Source organism: Bacillus cereus group sp. BfR-BA-01383 (assembly GCF_022663495.1).
GTDB lineage: Bacteria > Bacillota > Bacilli > Bacillales > Bacillaceae_G > Bacillus_A > Bacillus_A cereus_AU.
The window spans coordinates 95,340-118,919 of record NZ_JAKUFP010000012.1 but is presented as its reverse complement, the minus strand read 5'-3'; the positions used below and the strand labels follow the sequence as shown (position 1 = coordinate 118,919).

Genomic DNA, 23,580 nt, shown 5'->3' with positions numbered 1-23,580 from the left:
TAGCCAATCACTTGACTAGCAGGGCTTACTGATATATTTAATTAACTTTGGTTATAATTGGTTAAATAAATCGTAACAGTTAGTTACCCTTATTCATTATTGCCTGGCACGGAACCATTTAAATAAAAAGGCCCCTATAATAGGAGCCTTCACAATTTCTTAAGAATATGTTTCTTCTTTCTTTACTCGCTCTTTTACAAGCTCTTTCAGTAATTCTATAATTTCATCGTTCTCTTCTTTTAAACCGACTGTAATACGAATACCGTCATGTATGCCAAATGCAGCACCAGAACGAACAATGTATCCTTTTTTCATTAATCGCTCGAAAGCTTCATTACCAGGAATACCAAGTTTTAAGAAAATGAAATTTGTTTGAGATGGATAATAGAATACGTTATATTCCTTACAAAATGCATAGTATTGATTTAAACCTTCAGTATTCTTCTGCACACATTCTTCTAGAAACTTTTGATCTTCTAATGCAGCTATTGCTACAGATTGCGCGACAGTCGATGTATTGAATGGTAACCTTGCTACTTCTAGTTGCCCAATTAACTTCGCATTACCAACCGCGTATCCGATACGAAAAGCAGCTAAGCCATATGCTTTTGAAAACGTACGTAAAACCATAAGATTTTCATACTTTTCAAGAAGTGGTAATGTTTGCGGATAGTCTTCTGCTCCCACATATTCATAATATGCTTCATCCATAATAACGAGTGCTGACTTAGGAACTGATTCTAAAAATGAAAGTAACTTTTGTTTCTCTACATATGTACCTGTCGGGTTATTCGGATTACAAATCCATACAATCTTCGTTTTGTCATCTACTTGCTGTAGCATTGCATCTAAATCGTGAATACCCTCTTTAAGTGGCACTTCACGAATTTCTGCTCCTTCAATGACAGCATGGTGATGGTATTGCGAGAACGTAGGATTCGCCATTACAACATTTGTTCCTTCATGTAGTAATGCACGGCTAATCATTTGAATGACTTCATCTAATCCACTACCAAATAACAGTTGTTCCGCTTTTACACCTAAATGATCTGCTACTTTTGTCCGAATCTCGAAGGCATATCCATCCGGATAAAGAGCATATTGGCTCGCTAACGACGTTAATGCTTCTGTCACACGCGCTGAGCAGCCAAATGGATTTTCGTTCGATGCTAATTTTACAATTTTTGATAATCCGTATTCCCTTTTTACTTCTTCAATATTTTTCCCAGGTACATATGCTCTCAAAGTTAACAATTGCTCTTTCACTTTCATTTTTCTTCCCCCAGTCATTTTATTGAATTCGATTACAGTAAGGGATTATAATCTCTTACTGTAATCTTTTATCATAACCGTCACTATTACGAAAACACCTCTACATAAGCAATTCATAGCTGTTCCCTATATTTTTAAACCATATCCTTTTGAAATGCCTCTAACGCAATATGAACAGTCTCATCAGGAATAGATACGACATTCACTACCCCATATTCCTGCATAAGCACCATATGAATTGCTCCTGCATTTGCTTTCTTATCTTGTTTCATCAATTGAACAAGACGCTCTACCTTCAAATCACTTGGCATTTTTGGATAGCCGTATTTCAAGAACCACTGCTTCATCTCTTCATAGGCAAGATCAACCTTGTATACTTGCTCACTTAAAAATAAAGCGAATAACATCCCAACCGCTACTCCATCACCATGAGTAATATTTCCATACCCAAGCTCTTTTTCAAGAGCATGTCCTAACGTATGTCCAAAGTTCAAATGGGCACGCACACCTTTTTCTGTTTCATCTTGCGATACAATATTTGCTTTTACAGGAATCGCCTTCGTTAATATATGAATTAACTTCTCATCACGAAGATCTGTTAATGTTTGCACTTCTTCTTTTAACCAATGATACAGCTCTACATTACCAATAAGAGCATGCTTGATTACTTCTGCATAACCTGATCGCCACTCTTTCTCAGGAAGTGAATGTAAAAATGGCGTATGATATACAACAGCTTCTGGTTGATGAAACGCTCCAATCATATTTTTTCCTAACGGGTGATTAATTGCTACTTTCCCGCCTACTGCGCTATCGTGGGCTAATAAAGTTGTTGGAACTTGAACAAAGCGAATACCACGCATAAACGACGCAGCAACAAAACCAGCCAAGTCCCCAATCATTCCGCCTCCAAGTGCGATAATTAAAGAATTTCTATCTAATTTATTTTCAAGAGCCGACGTATGAGCCGCATAGAAATTTTCAAAAGACTTCTCTTTTTCACCACTCGGTACAACGAATGAAAATACCTTTTGTTCCACTTGTAATGCATTAACAACTGTCTGTAAATGTAAAGAAGCAACAGCTTCATCTGAGATGATCATTACGTTAGATACAGCCGGTTGCATATTTTGAACAATCGTTGTCAAATGTGATAATGCCTCTTTCCCAACATGTACATCATATTCTTTTGATTTCGTTTGAATATGTATGTTTTCCATTAAAATCCCCTCGCATATTCATTATGTTTCTCAATATTTTCACGTATAAGATCGATACGATCTAATCCAAATTGTTCAATTAAAGCTGTCGCGAGCTCCCAAGCCACAACAGCTTCAGCCACAACGCTAGCTGCTGGTACTGCACAACTATCTGAACGCTCAATACTCGCTGTAAAAGCTTCTTTCGTATCAATATCCACACTCTGAAGCGGTTTGTATAATGTAGGTATCGGTTTCATCACACCACGCACAACAATTGGCATTCCAGTCGTCATGCCACCTTCTAATCCACCTGCATTGTTCGTTCTTCTTGTATAGCCATGTTCCTCATTCCACAGAATTTCATCATGAACTTCACTTCCTGGTCTATGCGCTGCTTCAAAACCAATTCCAATCTCCACACCTTTAAAAGCATTAATATTCATAATTGCAGCTGCTAATTTTGCATCCAGTTTTCGATCATAATGTACATAGCTACCTACTCCGATTGGCATTCCTTCTACAACTACTTCAACGATTCCGCCAATTGAATCACCATTTGCTTTTGCATCATCAATTGCTCGCATCATTTGTTTACCAGCTTCTTCATCTAAGCAACGTACAGGTGATTCTTCTGTTATACTTTTTAATTCTTCAATTGAACTATAAGTAATCTGCTTAGCTTGTACACCACCAATCTCAATTACATGTCCTGCCACTTTAATACCAAGTTCCGCTAAAACTTTTTTAGCAACTGCACCAGCAGCAACACGTACTGTCGTTTCACGTGCCGAAGAGCGTTCAAGTACATTTCTCATATCTCTATGACCATATTTAATCGCACCATTTAAATCAGCATGTCCAGGCCTTGGTTTTGTCACTTTCCTTTTCATTTCTTTTTCTTCTTGCTCCGTTAAAGGCTCTGCGCCCATAATTTTTGTCCAATGTGCAAAATCACGATTTTCAACAACAAGTGCAATGGGAGAACCTAATGTTTCTCCGTGTCTAACACCACTTACAATTTGCACTTGATCTGTTTCAATTTGCATGCGTCTACCACGCCCATATCCCTTTTGCCTTCTAGCTAACTCTTCATTTATATCATCCGCTACTATAGGCAATCCTGCTGGAACACCTTCTAAAATCGTTGTAAGTTGTGGACCATGAGATTCACCAGCTGTAATATATCGCATACGTTATTCCTCTTTTCGTATATGTATTTATCCCGCTATATTAAGCAACGATATTATTTATCATCATTCAAAAAATCAAAGCAGTTATTTAGTAAATCTACTACTTGCTCTATCCTTTCCGATAGACCATTTACTTTACATACCAATATATCATAACAACCTTAACTTCGTAACTGACCGAAATAAAAAAAAGTGCAAGAAGAATACCCCTATTCTCCTTGCACTTTTTACTATTATCACATTTATTAAAGCGTTTACAAATTATTTCAAAATAATTAGTAAATCCATTGATTCATTAATTTTGAGTAGTCAACTAATTCTTCTTCCTTAAAGAAAATAGCAATCTCGCGCTCTGCACTTTCTAAAGAATCCGAACCGTGGATAATATTTTTCGCAACAGTTACACCGAAATCTCCACGAATTGTTCCAGGAGCAGCTTCATGTGGTCGTGTTTTACCCATCATATTGCGTGCTGTATCTACTACACCTTCACCTTGCCATACCATTGCAAATACAGGGCCAGATGTAATAAAGTCTACTAATTCACCAAAGAAAGGTCTTTCTTTATGCTCACCGTAGTGTTCTCCAGCAATTTCCGGAGTGACTTGCATTAATTTTGCACCAACTAATTGAAAACCCTTTTTCTCAAAACGAGCTACGATTTCCCCAATGAATGCACGTTGTACACCGTCTGGTTTTACCATTAGAAATGTTTTTTCCATAAAAAATCTCTCCACTTCTGAATTATGTATGTAATTGTATATCCCCACACACATATTAACACCCTTATCACAATTGTGCAATAGTTTTGAAAAGGAGAGATTTTTTTATTTTTTAGAAAAAACACTAAAATTTTCGTTTTCCAATATACTTTGCTACATTTTGTAATGCATACTTTGCTTGTCCGCGCGGGAGTGGTTTTATTATCTCCAATGCTTTATGTAAATAACGTTCACTAAACGCAAACGATTTATCAATAGCTGCACTATTTTTCACAGCATCAATAATTTCTTTCATTTCACCCGCTGTTGTATTTTCATGTACAGATGTGATTTTCTTACGAAGTATTGGATCTTCCATAGCGTATAAAGCAGGAAGCGTAATATTTCCTTGCAATAAATCACCACCAGCGGGTTTTCCAAGTTTCTCTTCCGTTGAAACGAAATCTAGAATGTCATCAATAATTTGATAAGACATCCCTACAAAATACCCATACCAAAACAGACGATTTACCGTATCACGATTAGCACCCGCAGCAATTGCTCCTAGCTGACAACTCGCAGCAATTAATAATGCTGTTTTTCGCTTTATCCTTCTTAAATACGTTCTTAAATTCTGGTCATAGTTATATTTATCTTTAATTTGTTCAATTTCACCTTTACAGACTTCTAAAATGGTATGCGACAACGCCTGATGTGCCTCTGGAATTTCGATATTTGTTACACATTCAAGAGACTTAGCGAACAGATAGTCTCCTGTATACATCGCAATACGATCTCCCCATTTCGCATTCACAGTCGCACTACCGCGTCGTAAAAATGCAGCATCAATAACATCATCGTGAACAAGAGAAGCCATATGAATAAGTTCTAACGCAACAGCAACATGCTTAATTGCGTCTAACTTATAATCTCCAAATTTCCCTGCAAGTAACACAAATACGGGACGGATTCGCTTCCCACCAGCTTCAATAAGTTGTAATGCCGCTTCTTCTACTAATGGCTGTTCAGATGCAACCGTCTTTTTCAATTCTTTTTCTATCACATTAATATCCGATCGTAAAAAAGAGTACATAAGTTGTAACTTCATATTGTTCACCTTAACCTAAAACGTCTTTTTTCTATTTTAATTCTGGTTTAATACCTAAGTGCATCGCTGCTACCCCAAAAGTAAACGGCTTCACTTGTACACGTTCAAGTCCAGCTTCCTCAAACATATGAGCCAATTCTTTCATCCCTGGGAATGTACTAGCAGATTCCTGAAGCCATGAGTATTCTTTATAACTTTTCGCAAACATCTTTCCAAATAACGGCATAATATATTTAAAGTATAAAATATACCCTTGTCGAAAACCAATCATTGTTGGCTGCGATGTTTCTAAACAAATTACTTTTCCACCTGGTTTTACTACACGCGCCATTTCTTTTAATACGTGCATATAATCTGGTACATTACGTAAACCAAATCCAATCGTTACGTAATCAAATGTATTATCTTCAAATGGAAGTTCCATTGCATTCCCGTGTAAAAGTTCCACTTGTTTTAATTGTAAAGCCTCTACCTTTTGCTTACCGACAGATAACATATTTTCACTGAAGTCTAAGCCAACAACCTTCCCCTGCTCTCCTACCGCTCCAGCTAACGCAATTGTCCAGTCCGCTGTCCCGCAGCATACATCAAGCGCTTTACTGCCCGGTTGTACATCCATAATACGCATCGTCTCTTTACGCCATGCCTTATGTCTTTGAAAACTGATTACAGAATTCATCACATCGTATTTATCAGAGATCTTTTCAAATACATCGTGTACTCTTTCTTCTTTTGATTGTTGCATGCTCGTACCTTCTTCCAATGTAAAATTGCTTATGTCTTCGATTTATCTCTTAACACAGAATTTATCTCATTTATGTCTGTGTGATTTTCTAAAAATTGATTTTCTTTCTTTCTCAATTCCATCATCCAGCCATTAATAACCGTTTCTGCATCTGCTTCATCCCCAAAAATCCCTTGAACTGCTTGAAAAACAGGTGAATGTTGTTTATCAACGTGCAATTGACATTCGTTTTGAAGACGATTTTTTCCTAACACATACGTTATAAATGGCTTCCAATGTGATAAATGAAAATGATCACATGTTTTCTGTAATAGCGCAGACTCAATCGTTATTACGCTTTCTATTATGTCATCAATCGTTTTATGCGCTTTTTGATATAACATAATTTTATGTTCATTGATTTCTTTAATTCCTTCAGCAAGCGCACGAATTAAAACAATATCACGATTCATAGACAATAAATAATAATATAGCCCACTATAGTAATCACCTGCAAGTACTGTTAATTGGCGACATTTATGTGATTCAATCGCTTCTTCATCTGCTTTATTTGATACTCTTTCATGTGTATCAAGCGCAATTTGTACAAGCATAATTGTTACTACATAATGCTCAATTTGTTCTATATGTAAATTTGCACTCTTTAAAGCCCCATATAGCAATGCTATTTTTTCTTCATCAATAAATGGTTCTTCAATATAGTTTATAAAATAAGGATGGCGTAATTTCTCCATCAATTTCTCTTTTATACCCGCATACCCTCCGTAGATGTCACACACAAAAAATCACCCTTGTTTTCTAATTCATAAAACTTATTATAACACATACAGTCTATTTTCTATAACCAAAACTTGGCTATCCCTTCCAAACTTCCACTGAATTAAATAATATCTTCGCTTCATTTAAATAATCTTTCTATTCTCAATCTGCCCAACTAAAACTATATCATTTATTTACAAAAAAAAAAAAGAAAAGCAGTTTCCCGCTTTTCTTTACTTCGTTTTAATGAAAGATAAAATTTCACTACGTGCTGCCGCATCATTTTCTAACACGCCACGCACAGCAGTCGTTACTGTTTTCGCACCAGGCTTTTTCACACCACGCATCGTCATACACATATGCTCTGCTTCTACCACTACCATTACACCGTGCGGCTCTAGTACTTCCATAATAGAGTTAGCTACTGTTGATGTAATACGTTCTTGTAGTTGCGGACGACGTGCAATTGTGTCTACAGTACGAGCTAATTTACTCAGTCCCGTTACTTTTCCACCTTGTGGAATATATGCAACGTGAGCAACTCCATAAAAAGGAACAAGATGATGCTCACACATCGAATAGAATGGTATATCTTTTACTAGTACAAGCTCTTCGTGATCTTCTCCGAATACTTTGTGTAAATGCTCTTTTGGATCCTCATGCATCCCTGAGAATACTTCTGCGTACATTTTCGCAACACGCTTCGGTGTATCAAGTACTCCCTCGCGATTTGGGTCGTCTCCGATTGCCTCTAAAATAAGACGTACCGCTTGTTCAATTTGTTCTAAATTAACTTTTGCCATCCGCTAGCCCTCCCGAAAAACCTAAAAGTGATACGAACACATTCTAGCATATTTATGTTTTTAAAAGCAAAAAGAAGAGTTTCCAAAAAGGAAACTCTTCTTCCCTGTTAATATGTAAGGATTATTTAACCGCATCTTTTAACGCTTTACCAGGTTTGAATGCAGGTACTTTACTTGCAGCGATTTCAATCTCCTCACCTGTTTGTGGGTTACGACCTTTACGAGCCGCACGCTCACGAACTTCGAAGTTACCGAATCCGATAAGTTGTACTTTATCACCTTGTTTTAAAGCTTCTAAGATAGAATCAAAAACAGCGTCCACTGCTTTTGTTGCGTCCTTTTTAGAAAGGGAACTTGCTTCTGCAACAGCATTGATTAAATCTGTCTTGTTCATGCCATTCACCTCCTCCCAAAGATAAGACTGTATAATGATCATAAAATGAGTCTTACTTTCATTTGTAGGCAATTTTTGCAAATTCTATACTACAAAGATGTAGATAAATCATTATCAACGCCTATATTATACGATTCTCCTTTATAATTCAATATTTTTAAGGAAATTGTTACTCTTAAAATGTGAAAATCTGATGAAACTTGACAATTTACAACAATATATTAGATAATGACTGTTTATTTTTCTATTACATATGTAAAAAGAAAAAATCCCTCTACAATGAGAGGGATTTTTCTCTTACAATATAATCGCAATTAATCCGCCAGATCCTTCATTAATAATTCTTTCTAGCGTTTCTTTTAATTTATATCTAGCATTTTCTGGCATTAAAGATAGTTTCGCTTGAATCCCTTCTCGAACAATCGAGCTAAGCGAGCGTCCGAATATATCGGAATTCCAAATTGATAACGGATCATCTTCAAAATCTTGCATTAAATAACGAACTAATTCTTCACTTTGCTTTTCAGTCCCAATGATCGGCTCAAACGTGGACTCCACATCCACTTTAATCATATGAATAGATGGCGCAACCGCTTTTAATTTGACACCGAATCTTGAACCGTGACGAATAATTTCTGGCTCATCTAAGCTCATATCAGCTAATGCAGGCGCTGCTACTCCATAACCGGTTTGCTTTACCATACGCAGGGCATCCGCCACTTGGTCATACTCTGTTTTCGCATGAGATAAATCGAGCATAAGCTTTAATAAATGATCTTTCCCTCGAATCTCTACTCCTACTACTTCTTTTAAAATTTGATCATACAATTCATCTGGCGCATATAAATCAATCTCTGCCACACCTTGCCCCATATCGATGCCAGCTAGACTTGCTCGATCAATAAATTCATATTGACTAAACTGCCAAACAACACGGTCCACATCACGAAGACGTTTTATATCCTTTACAGTCTCTTGAACTGCTTCCTGATAACTTTGGCGTAACCAATGTCCTTCATTTAGCACCATTACCCAGCTCGGAAGGTTTACATTCACTTCTAAAACCGGGAACTCGAATAACGCTTCTCGAAGTACATTATACACATCTGTTTCTCTTAAACTCTCTACACTCATCGCAATGACTGGAATATCATATTCTTCTGATAAACTTTGACGTAACTGCTCTGTATCTGGATGATATGGCTGTACCGTATTAATAATCATAATGAAAGGTTTTCCTACTTCTTTCAGCTCATTTACAACGCGTTCTTCTGCCTCTATATAATCTCTTCTTGGAATTTCACCAATTGTTCCATCTGTTGTAATAACGACGCCAATTGTTGAATGCTCTTGAATTACTTTACGTGTTCCAATTTCTGCAGCTTCATGGAATGGAATAGGCTCTTCATACCAAGGAGTATTAATCATGCGCGGACCATTCTCATCTTCATAGCCTTTTGCTCCTGGAACCGTATATCCAACACAATCTACTAATCGAATATTCACTTCAAGACCTTCATCTACTTCGATAGAAACCGCTTGGTTTGGAACAAACTTCGGTTCCGTCGTCATGATTGTACGACCAGCAGCACTTTGAGGCAGTTCATCCTGCGCTCTTTGACGGTCTGACTCATTCTCAATATTTGGAATAACAACAAGCTCCATAAATTTTTTAATGAATGTTGATTTCCCTGTTCGAACAGCTCCTACAACTCCAAAGTAAATATCACCGCCTGTGCGTTCCGCAATATCTTTAAAAATATCTACCTTTTCCAAGTGATTCCCTCCCTCAATATTTTTGGGAATAATTCCGCGTTTATAGTCAACTAATACCTTCTCTAACGTTGCCTATAATATCTGATATAATATAATGGTATTCTAGAAGTTCGGACAATATATCATATAATTTTGTCCAATTTCATATGACTATTTAAAAATATCTTTTGTTTGCATCGCAAGTTGTATAACATAAAAAACCTTTCTTCTAGAACTTATTCACTAAAAGAAAGGTTCATGACTTATGATTTTAAAAAAATTGGTTCTCCATTTTTCACTGTGTACGGTAAAGAATATGCAGGAACAAACGGGGAATCTTTCAAAAGTATATTCCGAATATCTTCCCCCTCCTTAAATTGCCCCTCATTTTTTTTCAAAGCTTCATATAAGTCGATTCTATAGTCAACAAAAATTTCTCCTTTTTCATTAATTACAAACGGCAGTCCTTTACCAGAATATGGACTTGTCACTTGCGGTACATCTTTATATCCTAGTTTTTTGAAATCTAGCTCATACACACCATCTGAAATCACTTTTTTAAAAGGTGGATATTGATGTTCATCACGATACATCCTAAGCTTTAATGATAATTCCTGAATTTGTTCAGCCATCCTAACATCAATTAACTTCACTGTCGGGTTTGTTTCAACATCTATTAATACGTATTGATATACTCCGCCACTTTCATACGCGTTTCCTGGCGCTTCTTGTATGTATCTCGGAGCAATTTTTTGAAAATCGATTGGATATTTTTGATAAATCGGCGTACTCATATCACGCGTCTTAATTGGTAATAAACCATTCGTTTGTTCCTGATATGTAGTAATAGCTTTTTGAACAACCTGTAACTGATCTTCATAAGGAATAGCGTTTTGTTTCATATTTTCTTTCGGATACATACACCCCGTTAAAATGCTTATGCAACAAAATATTAAAATAATATGGATTTTTTTCACTAGTAATCACCTTTTCATGCTAGTATTCCTTACCACTTATGTAACATTTACTACGTAAATCTCTTTTATTGCTCCACAGGTCCACTAAATACAACAAGAAAAATAACAATTCCGGACACAATCATAAGAGTGTATGCTACTAACGCTGTAATCCCTTTCAAAAACTTATTCTTTATTTTATGTCTACTTAATAAAATAAAAGCTACTGCAACCAACATAAATCCCATTGCCCCTAAGGAAAACCACATTTTTATAAGCCCTTCTGACATATACACACCCCTTTTTATCAATCTATTTTTATACTATTTTAACAAATTAAAATCTTTAAACAAATAAAAAAGAACATTTTACTACGAATTAATGAAGTGAAACTTTAATCAGTGAGGGTTTTGTCCATTCCCCACTGATTTCTACCCCTCACCAATCTAGATAAAAAATAAAACCGAAGCGATTGCGCCTTTCGCTCCGGTTGACCAAATATGCCCAAAACAGCTCTATTCCCATTCTTTCATGGCTATCATATGCAACCCTCAAACTCTTTGTTTCTCATATTTTATTTTTTAAACATTTTGCTTAACGAGCCAAAATCTGCTGGCATATTATTATTAATAATCGCTTTTACAATTTGATCCTCTTGTTCTTTCGGCACTTCACGCCCTGCCATAAGAGCAACTTGATGAATCAATTGACGAAGCACTGTCTCATCACGCAAATTCGCATTTTGTACAGACGATGCTAATTTAAAAATATCTTCTTTATTCACTTTCGCTTCTTTTTCAATGTTACTAAAAATGTTATTATCCATTCTTTTCACCCTCTCCTCAAGTTACTCTTCATCCTATGCAAAAATAAAAAAATGGTGAAAAGACCCAAGGAAAATATAAAAAGCGGCAGAAGTACACTTTGTACTTCTGCCGCTTTTATTTAAAGTAAATCAGGTATAGTTTCCACTTCATGTTTTTTCACGCGTCCCATCAATGAGCCTACTGCATCTTTCACATTATTCCCATTGAACAGCACGTCATATAAAGCAGCTGTAATCGGCATTTCAACTTCCATCTTCTCTGCTAATTCATGAGCAGCTTTCGTTGTTCTAACACCTTCCACAACCATACCCATACTTTCTAACACTTCTTCTAAAGAGTGCCCTTTTCCAAGCATATTTCCAGCACGCCAATTTCGGCTATGAACACTCGTACAAGTTACAATTAAGTCTCCCATACCAGTTAGGCCAGCAAACGTTAACGGATTTCCGCCCATCTTTCTTCCTAAACGAGCAATCTCTGTTAAACCACGTGTCATTAATGCCGCTTTTGCATTATCACCTAACCCAAGACCATCCGTTATTCCAGCAGCTAATGCGATAATATTTTTTAACGCTCCACCAAGCTCCACTCCAACGATATCTGGGTTTGTATATACACGGAAATAGCTATTCATAAACAGATCCTGTACTTCCTCAGCCGCTTCCATACGCTTTGCTGCAGACGTAACAGTCGTCGCTTGGCGCAAACCTACTTCTTCAGCATGACTCGGTCCAGACAGTACAACAACATCTTTAATCAAGTTCTCTGGAATTTCTTCCTCAATCACTTCCGAAATACGTTTTGACGTACCTGGTTCGATTCCTTTACTTGCATGAATCCAAGTAACTGGTTCTGTAACAATTTCTTTCATCTCTTGTAATACATCTCGGTACGCTTTCGTCGGTACTACTAGCAGTACTGTATTTACATCTACTAATGTTTCTTCTAAAGAAGAGTAGGCTACGATTGTGCTTGGCAATGTAATTCCTGGGAGATATCGACTATTCTCATGTTTCGTATTAATCTCATCCATAAGTTCAGAACGATTTCCCCAAATACGTACATCATGTCCATTGTCAGCTAATACCATCGCTAACGCTGTTCCCCAGCTACCTGCTCCTATTACTGTGATTTTTGTCATAAAATCACATCCTCTCCATTAGTCTCTTGCTCTAGCGATAATGTGAATCGGCGTCCCTACAAAGCCGAATGCTTCACGTAAACGATTCTTTAAGAAGCGCTCATATGAGAAGTGCATTAATTCTGTATCGTTTACAAACACAACAAATGTTGGCGGTTTTACCGCAACTTGTGTTGCATAGAAGATTTTCAGGCGGCTACCATTATGCGTTGGCGTCGGATTCATCGCTACCGCATCCATAATTACATCATTTAATACGTTCGTTTGTACGCGGATGCTATGGCTTTCATTTACTTCATTAATAACTGGTAATAATGTTTGTGTACGTTTTTTCGTTTTCGCAGATAAGAATACAATCGGCGCATACTCTAAAAATTGGAAATGAGCGCGAATGTTTTCTTCAAATGCTTTCATTGTTTTTTCGTCTTTTTTCACTGCATCCCATTTGTTTACGACGATAATAACAGCACGTCCTGAATCATGAGCATATCCAGCGATTTTTTTATCCTGTTCAATAATTCCTTCTTCTCCGTCTAAAACGACTAAAACAACGTCAGAACGTTCAATCGCTCTAAGTGCACGAAGCACACTATATTTTTCTGTGCTTTCGTATACTTTCCCTTTTTTACGCATACCAGCTGTATCGATGATTACATAATCTTGATCATCTTTGCTATATGGTGTATCAACAGCATCACGTGTCGTTCCAGCTATATTACTTACAATTACACGTTCTTGACCAAGAAGTGCATTTACAAGTGATGATTTCCCTACGTTTGGACGTCCAATTAAAGAGAAACGGATTGTTTCATCGTCATACGCTTCTTCTTCAATCTTTGGAAAATGCTTTGCAGCTTCATCTAACAAATCACCAAGTCCTAAACCGTGTGTTCCTGAAATCGGGAATGGCTCGCCAAATCCTAATGCATAAAAGTCATAAATATCACTACGCATTTCTGGATTATCAACCTTATTTACCGCAAGTACAATTGGTTTTTTAGAACGGTATAAAATTTTAGCAACTTCTTCATCTGCTGCAGTTACACCATCGCGACCATTCGTCATAAAAATGATAACATCTGCTTCATCAATCGCTACTTCCGCCTGTTGACGAATTTGTGTCAAGAACGGCTCGTCTCCAATATCAATTCCACCTGTATCAATAATGTTAAACTCATGATTTAACCATTCTCCCGCACTATAAATACGGTCTCGCGTTATACCTGGTATATCTTCTACAATTGAAACTCTTTCTCCAACAATTCTATTGAAAATAGTAGATTTCCCTACGTTCGGGCGGCCTACTATTGCTATTACTGGTTTCGGCATATACTTTCATCCTTTCAACTTGCTTCTGTTTATTATGTAAAAAACCCTTCTTTGTGCAAGAAGGGATTTGCATTCCAGAATAATTCTCAACGTATCAAAACACCTCATATTATACCACACGTTGCTAATGTTTCACAATAATATATACATTCTCTTGTAAGCGATGCGCAATACCATCTAAAATGGCTTCTAAATTATTTGCAACAAATTCTAGTTCCTCTGTCGTCTCACAAGTAAACAAAGGAGCACCACCTGCAAATTTCTCCGGTTTCGTTGTAATAACCGCAAGAATAACACTTTCTAACATCATCTCTTATCTCCCCTTCCTTTCGGGGCTTCCGATGACATATGAACCGCACTTTCTAATGTTGGCACATTCCCTATGACACCTATCGCTTTCTCTGCATCTTGATCTTGCGGCAAGACAAAAATCCCAACCCTTCCATCTTCTAAATCACGCTTTGCTAACGGTACCAGTGCCGGTGTACCTGAATCTCTATATATCCCTAAAGCAACAGAAACATCGTGCAAAATAGCTTGCCTTTGTCCTAAATTTGCAATTGTAACCATCGCATCAATTGATTTCGGCTTTAAAATAAAACCCATTCCATATTTCATAATTTCTTCTTGCCTTGCTGGCAATCCAATATTCATAATGTAAATATTATCAATATAAAGTCCCGCTCCTTCAAAATGAAGTGGAACATGCTCAATTTCTACAAGATCATGAAGTCTTTTACCTGACATTAATTTTTTCGCAACGAAAAAACTTACCATACCAGTAATTACCCCGGCAATCCATGAATGGAATCCTATATACGCAAACGTCGTTGCAAACGATGTTAACATCGCCAAATAGTTGCGACTTTCAAAAACTAATGCAATCCCTTCAATGTATGTATTCCCACGCGGCACGAGCTCATATCCATCTAATTGTTGAAGTGTATTTCTTTCCATATTACGCACATCACGAAATTGCGTCGCTGCTAACGTAAGAAATGTAATTGCAGAAAAATCTTTTTTCAAAATAGACGGGATAGCAATTGCTCCTAAAGCAGCTGCAATTAACCCCATCGCAACATGGATAATTTTCCCGTGAAGCCTCGTCGGATATTGCCGCGTATCCGTCCGAAGCATTAACACTCTCGTTACTGTCCCCGCTATTACGCCACATAAAATGGCCGGTGTATATTCAGTCATGTATTACCCTCGCCTTTCTTTTACGTGTTTTTCTCTTAAACTGTTCCATGTATACTGATGCTTTTGCAATCCAAAACAAAATTGCCATGAAAAATGTAGAAACGGCGACGATATCAAAAAATGCTAAACTACCGTAATCATAAGGAAAATGTAGTTTTCGAAAAATAAGTGTCACTAGTAATTCACCTTGTAACATTCCAATATAAAGGGAACATAATCTCAATATGCGATCCCCGTGTAATAAAACCGAAGCATATACAAGAACACTACTTAACAAAAACAATCTGTCCACCACAATCCAAATTGGATCATATACTTCTAACAAATAAAAACTTGTATATAACATTGCAATAATAAGTGCCGAAAGTAAGCCATATAATTTTTTCCAAATAGAATATAGCGTGATTCCTATAAAAGAAATAATACAAAGCAAAAGAGCATTTACTGATACAGTGAATGAAACAATCGTCACATGTAACGGAGAGAAAATGATAAAAATCAGTATACAAGCACCTAACTTCCATCGAATAGAATCCTTTTTCATAAAGAAAGTTACGATAATCCACCCTATCCAAGCTATAAAATAAAACGTACTCCCATCCATCATTTCACCTCCTATGTTTTCCATTATGGGAACTTTTTATGAAAGTTAATCCCTTTTTCTTTACGCATAGTTTTTTCATATAACAGCAACACTTTTAATAAGGAGGTGCTATTCACAATGGGTAAAGATCGCCAAGAACGAAAACTAAGAGAATCACGCCGCGTTGAATCTGATCGCGACCAATCACTTCAATATCCTGGTGCAACTAGTCTTGATACACCAGAGCAAGCTCGAAAGCAAAATCAGCACTAAAAATACAAAAGACGGTTTCGATATTGTACGAAACCGTCTTTCACATAAATTATTTTAATAATTTCTACTCATAATATAATTCTTTTGTTTTCGCATTATAAATTCGATCACTTGACGAGGCATCAATCGTAACTACACCTGTTGGTTTTTTTGAATATGTAACAACATAATACGTATGAAGAGAAGGATCTTTACTTTTTACTTCTACACGTACATAATTCGTCTCCCCTAATTCTTTTAACTTTCGCTCAACCTCTTTTTTCACATCGGCAGTATCTTCTCGTTCCTCTTTAACTTTTCTACTTCCGATGATGTTTCCTTGATCGGAAAGTAATACTACTTCAGCTGCACTTAAATCTACCCCATTCGGTATATTAAAATAATAATTTATATATGAATCTTCCGATGGATTATTTTTGTCTTCTCCTAATTCCCTTGGCAAAATTAGTGCTTCCATTCCACTTCCTGCATTCACCATTGGATTCCTATACAATGTATTCCCGACTGCAATTGCAATATTATCCGTTTTAATTGTCGATTGTGCTGTTGTTGAACTAGAACCCCCTTCTCTCACATTTGAAGTTAGTGAAATTTCAACTTTTTGATTATATCCAGAAATCGCTGTATCTTCTCTTATATTCCGTGCATGGATATTAACATCTCCACTATCATACGTAATACGTCCTATTGTATTTGAAGATATATTTTCTCCTTTTTTATTAACGTCCTTATCCCCTAAATTATCGTAAGTTTTTTCTTGCTTCTTTTGGCTCTTAAATTGTAATCTATTATCTTGTTTTATCATTAACCATTTATATTGAAAAGTTTGTACACGTTCTGCTTTCCCATTCGTATAATTCGTTTTATATGTCATTGAATACGTTAATTCATATTGTTTATCTTTATCCTCTTTAATATCATCTACCTTCACGTCTAATGTTACCGATTTAAAATCCTTTCTCTCGTTACACAACTTTATATAAGCGATTACATCTTTGTACGCTTCATCTTGATTCGCATCTACAAAATACACTCTTAATTCCTCGGCAACACTTTTCCCTTCATTTGCACCACTTTCAATAAGTCCAGCATATGCGATTAAATCTTTCTTTACCTCATTCTCAGAGATAGTACTATTTTCATTTTTAATCTCTTCATTTTTTGGTTTTACATCTCTTTTTTCATCAGCTGTAACTTTCTTATTAGAATGACCATTATAATACAAATAAGCACCCATGCTCATTGTTCCAATAGTAATGATACTTATAATAGAGATCCACACTTTCTTATTTTTGCCATGTTTCTCCCCACAAACATGGCAAAAATTAGCCCCCTCCAATAATTCAGCAGCACACTTTCTACACTTCTTCATTTTCATAACCCCTTTTTAATTACAACTTCCATAAAAAACATTCATATATTTTAATTATAATATATTATCTCTTTTTTTCCATTTATAGAATTATATAGGACAATATCTCACTTTATAAAAAGAAAAAAACCAACCAAACGGTTGATTTTTTTATCTCCTACTATAATGCGCAGTATCAATACCACGCTGCATTAACCAATGATACGTTTCGCCTTTTAGAACAAGAGGTACCGATTGCAACTCTTCTATCGTCTTTGCCCCAAGAGCTGTCATAATAAATTTTAAATCTGTATGTAATAGATCGATTTCATCCACTAACTTCTCGATACCATCTTGCATTAAAATCCGTAAAAAATATCCAGCAAACGCAGTTGTATTCGCCCCTAATGCAATCGCCTTCGCTACGTCAAGCGCTGTTTGTATGCCCCCAGATGCAATAAAAGAGAGGTTATTATTTGTAGAGGTTGCTTCAATAATCGAGGTAGTTGTTTGTATGCCCCAGTTATTAAAATAAGAAAGCATACGCTGTCTTCGTTCATTTTCAACAGCAGCAAAATTCGTACCACCTTGTCCACCAATATCAATTGCCGTTACACCTATACTCGCTAACTGTTGCACTGTTTCCTTACTCATCCCAAATCCTACTTCTTTTACAATAACAGGAACTTTACTCTTTAAAACAATTTGCTCAATCCGCTGAAGTACCCCCGTGAAATCACGATCTCCTTCAGGCATCGTTAACTCTTGTATGACATTTAAATGAATTTGTAATGCATTCGCTTCAATCATAGCAACGGCACGCTCTGCCTGGTCGACAGTTGCCTCACTGCCCAAATTAGCAAAGAAAACCCCATTTGGATTTACCTTTCTAACGACTTTATAAGAAGCCGCCTCACTTTCATCTTTTAACGCTGCCATTTGCGAACCTACAGCCATAGCAAGATTATGATGTTTCGCTACATATGCTAATTGCTCATTAATATGTAACGTTTGCTCTCCTCCACCGCCAGTCATCGCATTGATAAAAATCGGCGAACTTAGTGAAAGTTCGCCGATTTTTGTTTCACATGTTATAGTATCATAACTTGAATTTGGCAAGCTTTGATGCACAAATTCAATATCATGAAAGCCATGCGTACGAGACTGACCAGTAGAAAGAGCGTATTCAATATGATCTAATTTACGTTTTGCCCTTACCACTTGTACCCCTCTTTATTTCTTTAATTTTTTCAGTTGTTCACCAATAATATCACTTAATTGGAAAGTAGCAGAATCAGCATTTGGTTCATACTGACTGTAATCTTCAGTTACATTATTTTCCTCAAGCGCTTCTTTTATACTTAAAGAAATACGTTTCTCTGCTACATGAACTTCAAGTACTTTCACTGTTACTTCTTGTCCCATTTCCAATACTTCATTTGGATTTTTCACGTGACGATTTGCAATTTGAGATACGTGCACAAGCCCTTCAACACCAGGTAAAATTTCAACGAATGCACCGAATGTAACAAGGCGTTTTACTACTCCCTCACGAATATCCCCAGCTTTTATTTCACCAGTAACATTTTCCCAAGGTCCCGGCTGAGCTGCTTTAATTGATAAAGAAATACGTTGTGTATCAGCATCAACCGATAGCACCTTTACTTTTACCTTTTGACCTTGCTCTAATACTTCAGAAGGCTGCTCCACACGTTCGTGTGAAATTTGTGAAATATGAACTAATCCGTCCACGCCACCAACGTTAACGAAAGCACCAAAATCCGTTAATCGTTGTACTGTTCCTTCAACAACGTCCCCTTCTTTTAACGAAGAGATTGCTTCTTTTTTCTTAGAATCTAGTTCTAGTTCTACTACAGCTTTATGCGAAAGGATTACACGATTTTTTTCACGGTCTAATTCAACAATTTTCACCGCTAGTGTTTTACCTTTATAGTCAGTAAAGTCTTCTACATAATGTACTTCTACAAGTGAAGCTGGGATAAAACCACGAACACCAAGGTCCACAACTAATCCACCATTCACAATATCTTTTACAGTAACATCAAATACATGACCAGAAGTAAATTTCTCTTGTAATTCTACCCATGCTTTTTCTGCATCAACAGCACGTTTAGATAAGACAAGATCATCTTCTTCTAATTTAATAATTTTTAATTCTAGTGTTTGATTTAATTCTACAACATCGCTTGCTTTTTCAATATGAACGTTAGCTAATTCACTAATTGGAATTACGCCATCTGTTTTGTATCCAACATTTACAAGCACTTGTTTCTCTTCAACTTTCGTTACAGAACCTGTAACAACGTCACCAACTTGTAATTCTTTTGAATCCATAACTTCTTCATTCATTTTCTCTACCATGGAAATACCTCCCTACAGAATTGACAAAGCATTTTTATGTATATACGAAATGAAAACAAATGTTTTCATTTGCATGTTTAAGAATTTATCATCACATACTCTGTTTCAATACAGCTTACAAGAAAATATATTAAACCTATATAAATAGTATACAGCAAAATCACCTTGAAGAAAGTATGTTTTGAAATATAATAGCGAATATATTCTGACAATTTTGTTCCTCTTTAACTAACTTCTTATAAATCGGCTCATTTGTCAAGGAAAGAGAATCACAATTCACGTATCCTTTACATTTCTATACAAACAAAAAAGAAAGAGGATTACCCCTTTCTTTATTTCGCAAATACTCCTGAAACAATGCTCATAATTTTTTGGACAACTTCTTCAATTGATAAAGAAGTTGTATCTAATTCCAATGCATCATCAGCCTTCTTCAGAGGAGACACTTCGCGTTCTGAATCTAATTTATCACGCTGAGCAATTTCTTCTTTTAACTGCTCTAAATTAGAATCGAAACCTTTATTTATATTTTCTAAATGTCTTCTTTCCGCTCTTTCTTCAACAGAAGCAAGCATAAAGATCTTCACTTCAGCATCTGGCATTACATGTGTACCAATATCACGGCCATCCATAACAACGCCGCCTTTTTTCGCTAATTCTTGTTGACGACGTACCATTTCTTCACGAACAAGGCGATGCTTCGCCACAATTGATACTCGATTCGTCACTTCAGGTGTACGAATTACTTCAGAAACATCTTGTCCATTTAAAAATACAAGTTGTGTATTTTCGCCTTGCTGAAATTCAATGTTTACATTCTTTAAAACTTCCATTAACTTCTCTTCATTTTCAAGGTCCACTCTTTGTTCAAGGGCTGCATATGTAAGCGTACGGTACATTGCGCCTGTATCAATATAAACATAAGAAAGTTTCTTTGCGACAACTTTTGCAACTGTACTTTTCCCAGCAGCAGCTGGACCATCTATAGCAATTGAAATTCTTTTATCCATTGTAACACCTCATTTTTTCACTTATAAAACAAAACGAAAAGCAGGTATTCATCCCTGCTTCCTCTCATTTGCTTCACGTCATTAAATCCTCAATTATTGTAGCATAATCCTTTATAGAAGAAAACGAAAACTACCTATTCACCTGTAAGATTTCCGCTTTATTTTTTACCATGACACCTTCATAATAAACAATTTTAGATAAATATTTCACCGAAGATTTATGTATAAAAAGCAGTTGGATGACAGAAAGACAAATAAATTGAATCAGCAATATACGAATTATAATTTTCTCTACTTTCTCCAAAAAAATCACTCCTCCCTCTCTATACTTACACATCTAATTTTGTAAATTTATATAAACAAAACCTAATAACCGCTTACCGCAAAACACTTATAGTAATTCATTTTATTGTCATTTTCTAAGCATGCTTTTATACATTTTCATTGTCGAATTTACTCAAAACATGTTATGTTCTAAATGTATTTTTCAACTTGAAAGGGGTATAAGCATTGAAAAGAATCCTAGTTTTACACACAGGCGGAACAATTGCAATGGAGGAAGATAAAGAAACTGGGGTTGTACAACCAGGCGAAAAGAATCCTCTTTTAAAATTCATTCCTGATTTAGAAGGCGATGTTGATTTAATTGTCGAAGACGTGTTCCATCTTCCATCTCCTCATATGACTCCTAGCGAAATGCTACAATTACAAGTCATCATTGATGAAAGAGTAAAACAAGACGATATTCATGGCGTAGTCATTACACATGGTACCGATACATTAGAAGAGACAGCTTATTTTCTTGATTTAACAGTTCAAGCAACTATCCCAATCGTTGTAACAGGAGCAATGCGTTCTAGTAATGAATTGGGAGCTGATGGCCTATATAACTTCTTATCCGCTGTAAAAGTTGCTAGCAGTAATGAAGCTGCAAAAAAAGGTGTTCTAGTCGTATTAAACGACGAGATTCATTGCGCTACAAATGTAACGAAAACACATACAAGTAACGTCGCGACATTCCAAAGCCCGCAATATGGACCCATTGGTATGGTAACAAAACGCGGTGTCGTCTTCCATCATGCTTTAGTACATCACGAAACATATTCAGTAAACAAAGTCTCTAAAAATGTGGTTGTTCTAAAAGCATACGCTGGCATGGATGATACATTGCTAGCAGCAATTGAAAGTCTTCCCGTAGACGGGATTGTTATTGAAGCACTTGGACAAGGTAATTTACCTCCAAGAACACTTCCTAGTATAGAACGATTAATAAATAAAGGAATTCCTGTCGTATTAGTTTCTCGCTGCTTCAACGGTATCGTTCAAGACGTATATTCGTATGAAGGTGGCGGAAAACAATTAAAAGATATGGGCATTGTATTCACATACGGTTTAAATGCTCAAAAAGCGCGTATTAAATTATTAGTCGCATTAGAGAATACAAATTCTCATGAAACAATTCAAAATATGTTTATGCACGAATAAAAAAAGCTGTCGAAGTTTTCTCGACAGCTTTTTTTTATTCTTCTCTTGATGCAATAGTTTGCGCAATCGCATCCCCATGAAATCTACCGTTTTCGATAAATATTTCATTTGCATTATTTCCAGCAGCAATTACACCGGCAATAAAAATATTTTCAGCGTTCGTTTCCATTCTGTCCTCATTATAAATCGGGCGCCCTGTTTCTTCATCAATCCGAACACCCATGTTTGTTAAGAAACTATGATCTGGATGGTAACCAGTCATCGCAAATACAAAATCATTTTGGATTGTAAATGCTTCACCATCAACCGTATATGTTAATGTGTGCTCAGTTATTTCTTTCACCTGAGCCCCGAAATGCATTTGAATTGTCCCGTTTCGTACTAAAGCCTCGAACTCCGGTAAAATCCATGGCTTAATGCTTGGCGAATACTCACTTCCGCGATATAAAACCGTTACGCGCGCTCCTGCTTTAACAAGTTCTAACGCAGCATCTATACTTGAATTTTTCCCGCCTATTACTACTACGTCTCGGTCAAAATAAGGATGTCCTTCTTTAAAATAATGAGATACTTTCTTCAGTTTCTCACCTGGAACATTCATATAATTTGGATTGTCATAATATCCAGTCGCTACAACAATATATTTCGCCATATATATTTCTTTATTTCCGTCACGTTTTATCGTCTCAACTTTAAAAATCTCTCCATCTTTTTGAACTTTCTCCACTCGTTCAAAAGCATTCACTCGTACAGATTTACGCTTCACTACTTCACGATAATACGCAAGCGCTTGATTTCGAACTGGCTTACGATTTTCTGTAATAAAAGCCACTTCACCAATTTCTAATTTTTCACTAGAGGAGAAAAATGTTTGATGTGTTGGATAATTATAAATGGCATTTACGATGTTTCCTTTTTCAATCACTAACGGATTTATCCCTACCTTTTGCAACGAAATTGCCGCTGCTAAACCGCACGGACCGCCTCCAATTATGATAGCTGTTTCTTTCTGCATACTCGGTTCACTCCTAGTCTTCTACCTGTGCACTATTTATAAAAACAAGAAAAAACCTACTTACAGCAGTAGGCACCTATCTTTATTGTATTCATTTTT

26 protein-coding genes are annotated in these 23,580 nt (G+C 36.3%); 2 read left to right on the top strand and 24 right to left on the bottom strand.

The features are described from left to right. Positions 1-159: 159 nt before the first annotated feature. From hisC to MR065_RS13920, 18 genes are all read right to left on the bottom strand, one after another. A complete protein-coding gene (gene hisC / locus MR065_RS14005) occupies positions 160-1,272 on the bottom strand; it encodes a histidinol-phosphate transaminase (RefSeq protein WP_097902310.1) in 1,113 nt (370 codons plus the stop codon). A gap of 134 nt (positions 1,273-1,406) precedes the next feature. Further along, a complete protein-coding gene (gene aroB / locus MR065_RS14000) occupies positions 1,407-2,492 on the bottom strand; it encodes a 3-dehydroquinate synthase (protein ID WP_242214067.1) in 1,086 nt (361 codons plus the stop codon). Beyond that, entirely contained in the window at positions 2,492-3,664 is a 1,173-nt protein-coding gene (aroC, locus tag MR065_RS13995; RefSeq protein WP_242214066.1) for a chorismate synthase, read from the bottom strand. The genes aroB and aroC overlap by 1 nt, the downstream gene beginning before the upstream one ends. Positions 3,665-3,939: 275 nt before the next feature. Further along, a complete protein-coding gene (ndk, locus tag MR065_RS13990; RefSeq protein WP_000415882.1) occupies positions 3,940-4,386 on the bottom strand; it encodes a nucleoside-diphosphate kinase in 447 nt (148 codons plus the stop codon). Positions 4,387-4,510: 124 nt separating this feature from the next. Continuing rightward, positions 4,511-5,473, bottom strand: a complete 963-nt coding sequence (hepT, locus tag MR065_RS13985; protein ID WP_097902313.1) for a heptaprenyl diphosphate synthase component II — start codon at positions 5,471-5,473, stop codon at positions 4,511-4,513. 31 nt (positions 5,474-5,504) lie between these two features. Then, positions 5,505-6,218, bottom strand: a complete 714-nt coding sequence (gene menG / locus MR065_RS13980; RefSeq protein ID WP_097902314.1) for a 2-heptaprenyl-1,4-naphthoquinone methyltransferase — start codon at positions 6,216-6,218, stop codon at positions 5,505-5,507. A gap of 29 nt (positions 6,219-6,247) precedes the next feature. Next, entirely contained in the window at positions 6,248-6,997 is a 750-nt protein-coding gene (locus MR065_RS13975; RefSeq protein WP_141557831.1) for a heptaprenyl diphosphate synthase component 1, read from the bottom strand. A gap of 213 nt (positions 6,998-7,210) precedes the next feature. After that, complete coding sequence (folE, locus tag MR065_RS13970; RefSeq protein ID WP_071744906.1) at positions 7,211-7,780, bottom strand: GTP cyclohydrolase I FolE; 570 nt, start codon at positions 7,778-7,780, stop codon at positions 7,211-7,213. A 121-nt stretch (positions 7,781-7,901) separates the two neighbouring features. After that, a complete protein-coding gene (locus MR065_RS13965; protein WP_001043860.1) occupies positions 7,902-8,174 on the bottom strand; it encodes an HU family DNA-binding protein in 273 nt (90 codons plus the stop codon). 297 nt (positions 8,175-8,471) lie between these two features. Then, positions 8,472-9,950, bottom strand: coding sequence for a stage IV sporulation protein A (spoIVA, locus tag MR065_RS13960; RefSeq protein WP_000416521.1), 1,479 nt, complete (start codon positions 9,948-9,950; stop codon positions 8,472-8,474). A gap of 242 nt (positions 9,951-10,192) precedes the next feature. Continuing rightward, positions 10,193-10,906, bottom strand: a complete 714-nt coding sequence (locus MR065_RS13955; RefSeq protein WP_097902315.1) for a hypothetical protein — start codon at positions 10,904-10,906, stop codon at positions 10,193-10,195. 65 nt (positions 10,907-10,971) lie between these two features. After that, on the bottom strand, positions 10,972-11,175 hold the full coding sequence (locus MR065_RS13950; protein ID WP_242214065.1) for a DUF2768 domain-containing protein: 204 nt from the start codon (positions 11,173-11,175) through the stop codon (positions 10,972-10,974). A 284-nt stretch (positions 11,176-11,459) separates the two neighbouring features. Further along, entirely contained in the window at positions 11,460-11,711 is a 252-nt protein-coding gene (locus MR065_RS13945) for a stage VI sporulation protein F (protein ID WP_141436217.1), read from the bottom strand. Between the two features lie 119 nt (positions 11,712-11,830). Then, positions 11,831-12,853: an NAD(P)H-dependent glycerol-3-phosphate dehydrogenase gene (locus tag MR065_RS13940; protein WP_242214064.1), complete on the bottom strand. Its 1,023-nt coding sequence runs from the start codon at positions 12,851-12,853 to the stop codon at positions 11,831-11,833. Between the two features lie 18 nt (positions 12,854-12,871). Then, the gene (gene der, locus MR065_RS13935) at positions 12,872-14,182 is read right to left on the bottom strand and encodes a ribosome biogenesis GTPase Der (RefSeq protein WP_097902318.1); all 1,311 of its coding nucleotides are present in this window, start codon (positions 14,180-14,182) and stop codon (positions 12,872-12,874) included. A gap of 124 nt (positions 14,183-14,306) precedes the next feature. Beyond that, on the bottom strand, positions 14,307-14,492 hold the full coding sequence (locus MR065_RS13930; protein ID WP_097902319.1) for a capping complex subunit for YIEGIA: 186 nt from the start codon (positions 14,490-14,492) through the stop codon (positions 14,307-14,309). Beyond that, positions 14,489-15,382: a YIEGIA family protein gene (locus MR065_RS13925; protein ID WP_242214063.1), complete on the bottom strand. Its 894-nt coding sequence runs from the start codon at positions 15,380-15,382 to the stop codon at positions 14,489-14,491. Before MR065_RS13925 ends, MR065_RS13930 begins: the two co-directional genes overlap by 4 nt. Then, positions 15,375-15,986 (bottom strand): YphA family membrane protein, encoded by a 612-nt coding sequence (locus tag MR065_RS13920; protein ID WP_242214062.1) that lies wholly within the window; start codon positions 15,984-15,986, stop codon positions 15,375-15,377. Before MR065_RS13920 ends, MR065_RS13925 begins: the two co-directional genes overlap by 8 nt. 117 nt (positions 15,987-16,103) lie before the next feature. Here MR065_RS13920 and MR065_RS13915 point away from each other — a divergent pair, with 117 nt between their 5' ends. Then, entirely contained in the window at positions 16,104-16,238 is a 135-nt protein-coding gene (locus MR065_RS13915; protein ID WP_000513901.1) for a YpzI family protein, read from the top strand. Positions 16,239-16,302: 64 nt separating this feature from the next. Here MR065_RS13915 and MR065_RS27740 read toward each other — a convergent pair whose 3' ends face one another. The 5 genes from MR065_RS27740 to MR065_RS13890 form a co-directional block, all read right to left on the bottom strand. Next, on the bottom strand, positions 16,303-17,610 hold the full coding sequence (locus tag MR065_RS27740; protein WP_396022372.1) for a hypothetical protein: 1,308 nt from the start codon (positions 17,608-17,610) through the stop codon (positions 16,303-16,305). 150 nt (positions 17,611-17,760) lie between these two features. Further along, positions 17,761-18,810, bottom strand: a complete 1,050-nt coding sequence (locus MR065_RS13905) for a type 2 isopentenyl-diphosphate Delta-isomerase (RefSeq protein WP_097902322.1) — start codon at positions 18,808-18,810, stop codon at positions 17,761-17,763. A gap of 12 nt (positions 18,811-18,822) precedes the next feature. Further along, on the bottom strand, positions 18,823-19,971 hold the full coding sequence (gene rpsA / locus MR065_RS13900) for a 30S ribosomal protein S1 (RefSeq protein ID WP_242214061.1): 1,149 nt from the start codon (positions 19,969-19,971) through the stop codon (positions 18,823-18,825). Between the two features lie 332 nt (positions 19,972-20,303). Next, the gene (gene cmk / locus MR065_RS13895; protein ID WP_242214060.1) at positions 20,304-20,981 is read right to left on the bottom strand and encodes a (d)CMP kinase; all 678 of its coding nucleotides are present in this window, start codon (positions 20,979-20,981) and stop codon (positions 20,304-20,306) included. A gap of 130 nt (positions 20,982-21,111) precedes the next feature. Next, positions 21,112-21,285 carry a DUF5359 family protein gene (locus MR065_RS13890; protein ID WP_242214059.1) on the bottom strand — a complete coding sequence of 58 codons (174 nt, stop codon included), beginning with the start codon at positions 21,283-21,285 and terminating at the stop codon, positions 21,112-21,114. Between the two features lie 206 nt (positions 21,286-21,491). Between MR065_RS13890 and ansA the strand changes: the two genes are divergently transcribed. Continuing rightward, the gene (gene ansA, locus MR065_RS13885) at positions 21,492-22,466 is read left to right on the top strand and encodes an asparaginase (RefSeq protein WP_277927411.1); all 975 of its coding nucleotides are present in this window, start codon (positions 21,492-21,494) and stop codon (positions 22,464-22,466) included. 34 nt (positions 22,467-22,500) lie between these two features. Here the strand turns inward: ansA and MR065_RS13880 are convergent, their stop codons facing one another. Next, the gene (locus tag MR065_RS13880; RefSeq protein ID WP_242214058.1) at positions 22,501-23,481 is read right to left on the bottom strand and encodes a YpdA family putative bacillithiol disulfide reductase; all 981 of its coding nucleotides are present in this window, start codon (positions 23,479-23,481) and stop codon (positions 22,501-22,503) included. Positions 23,482-23,580: the final 99 nt, after the last annotated feature.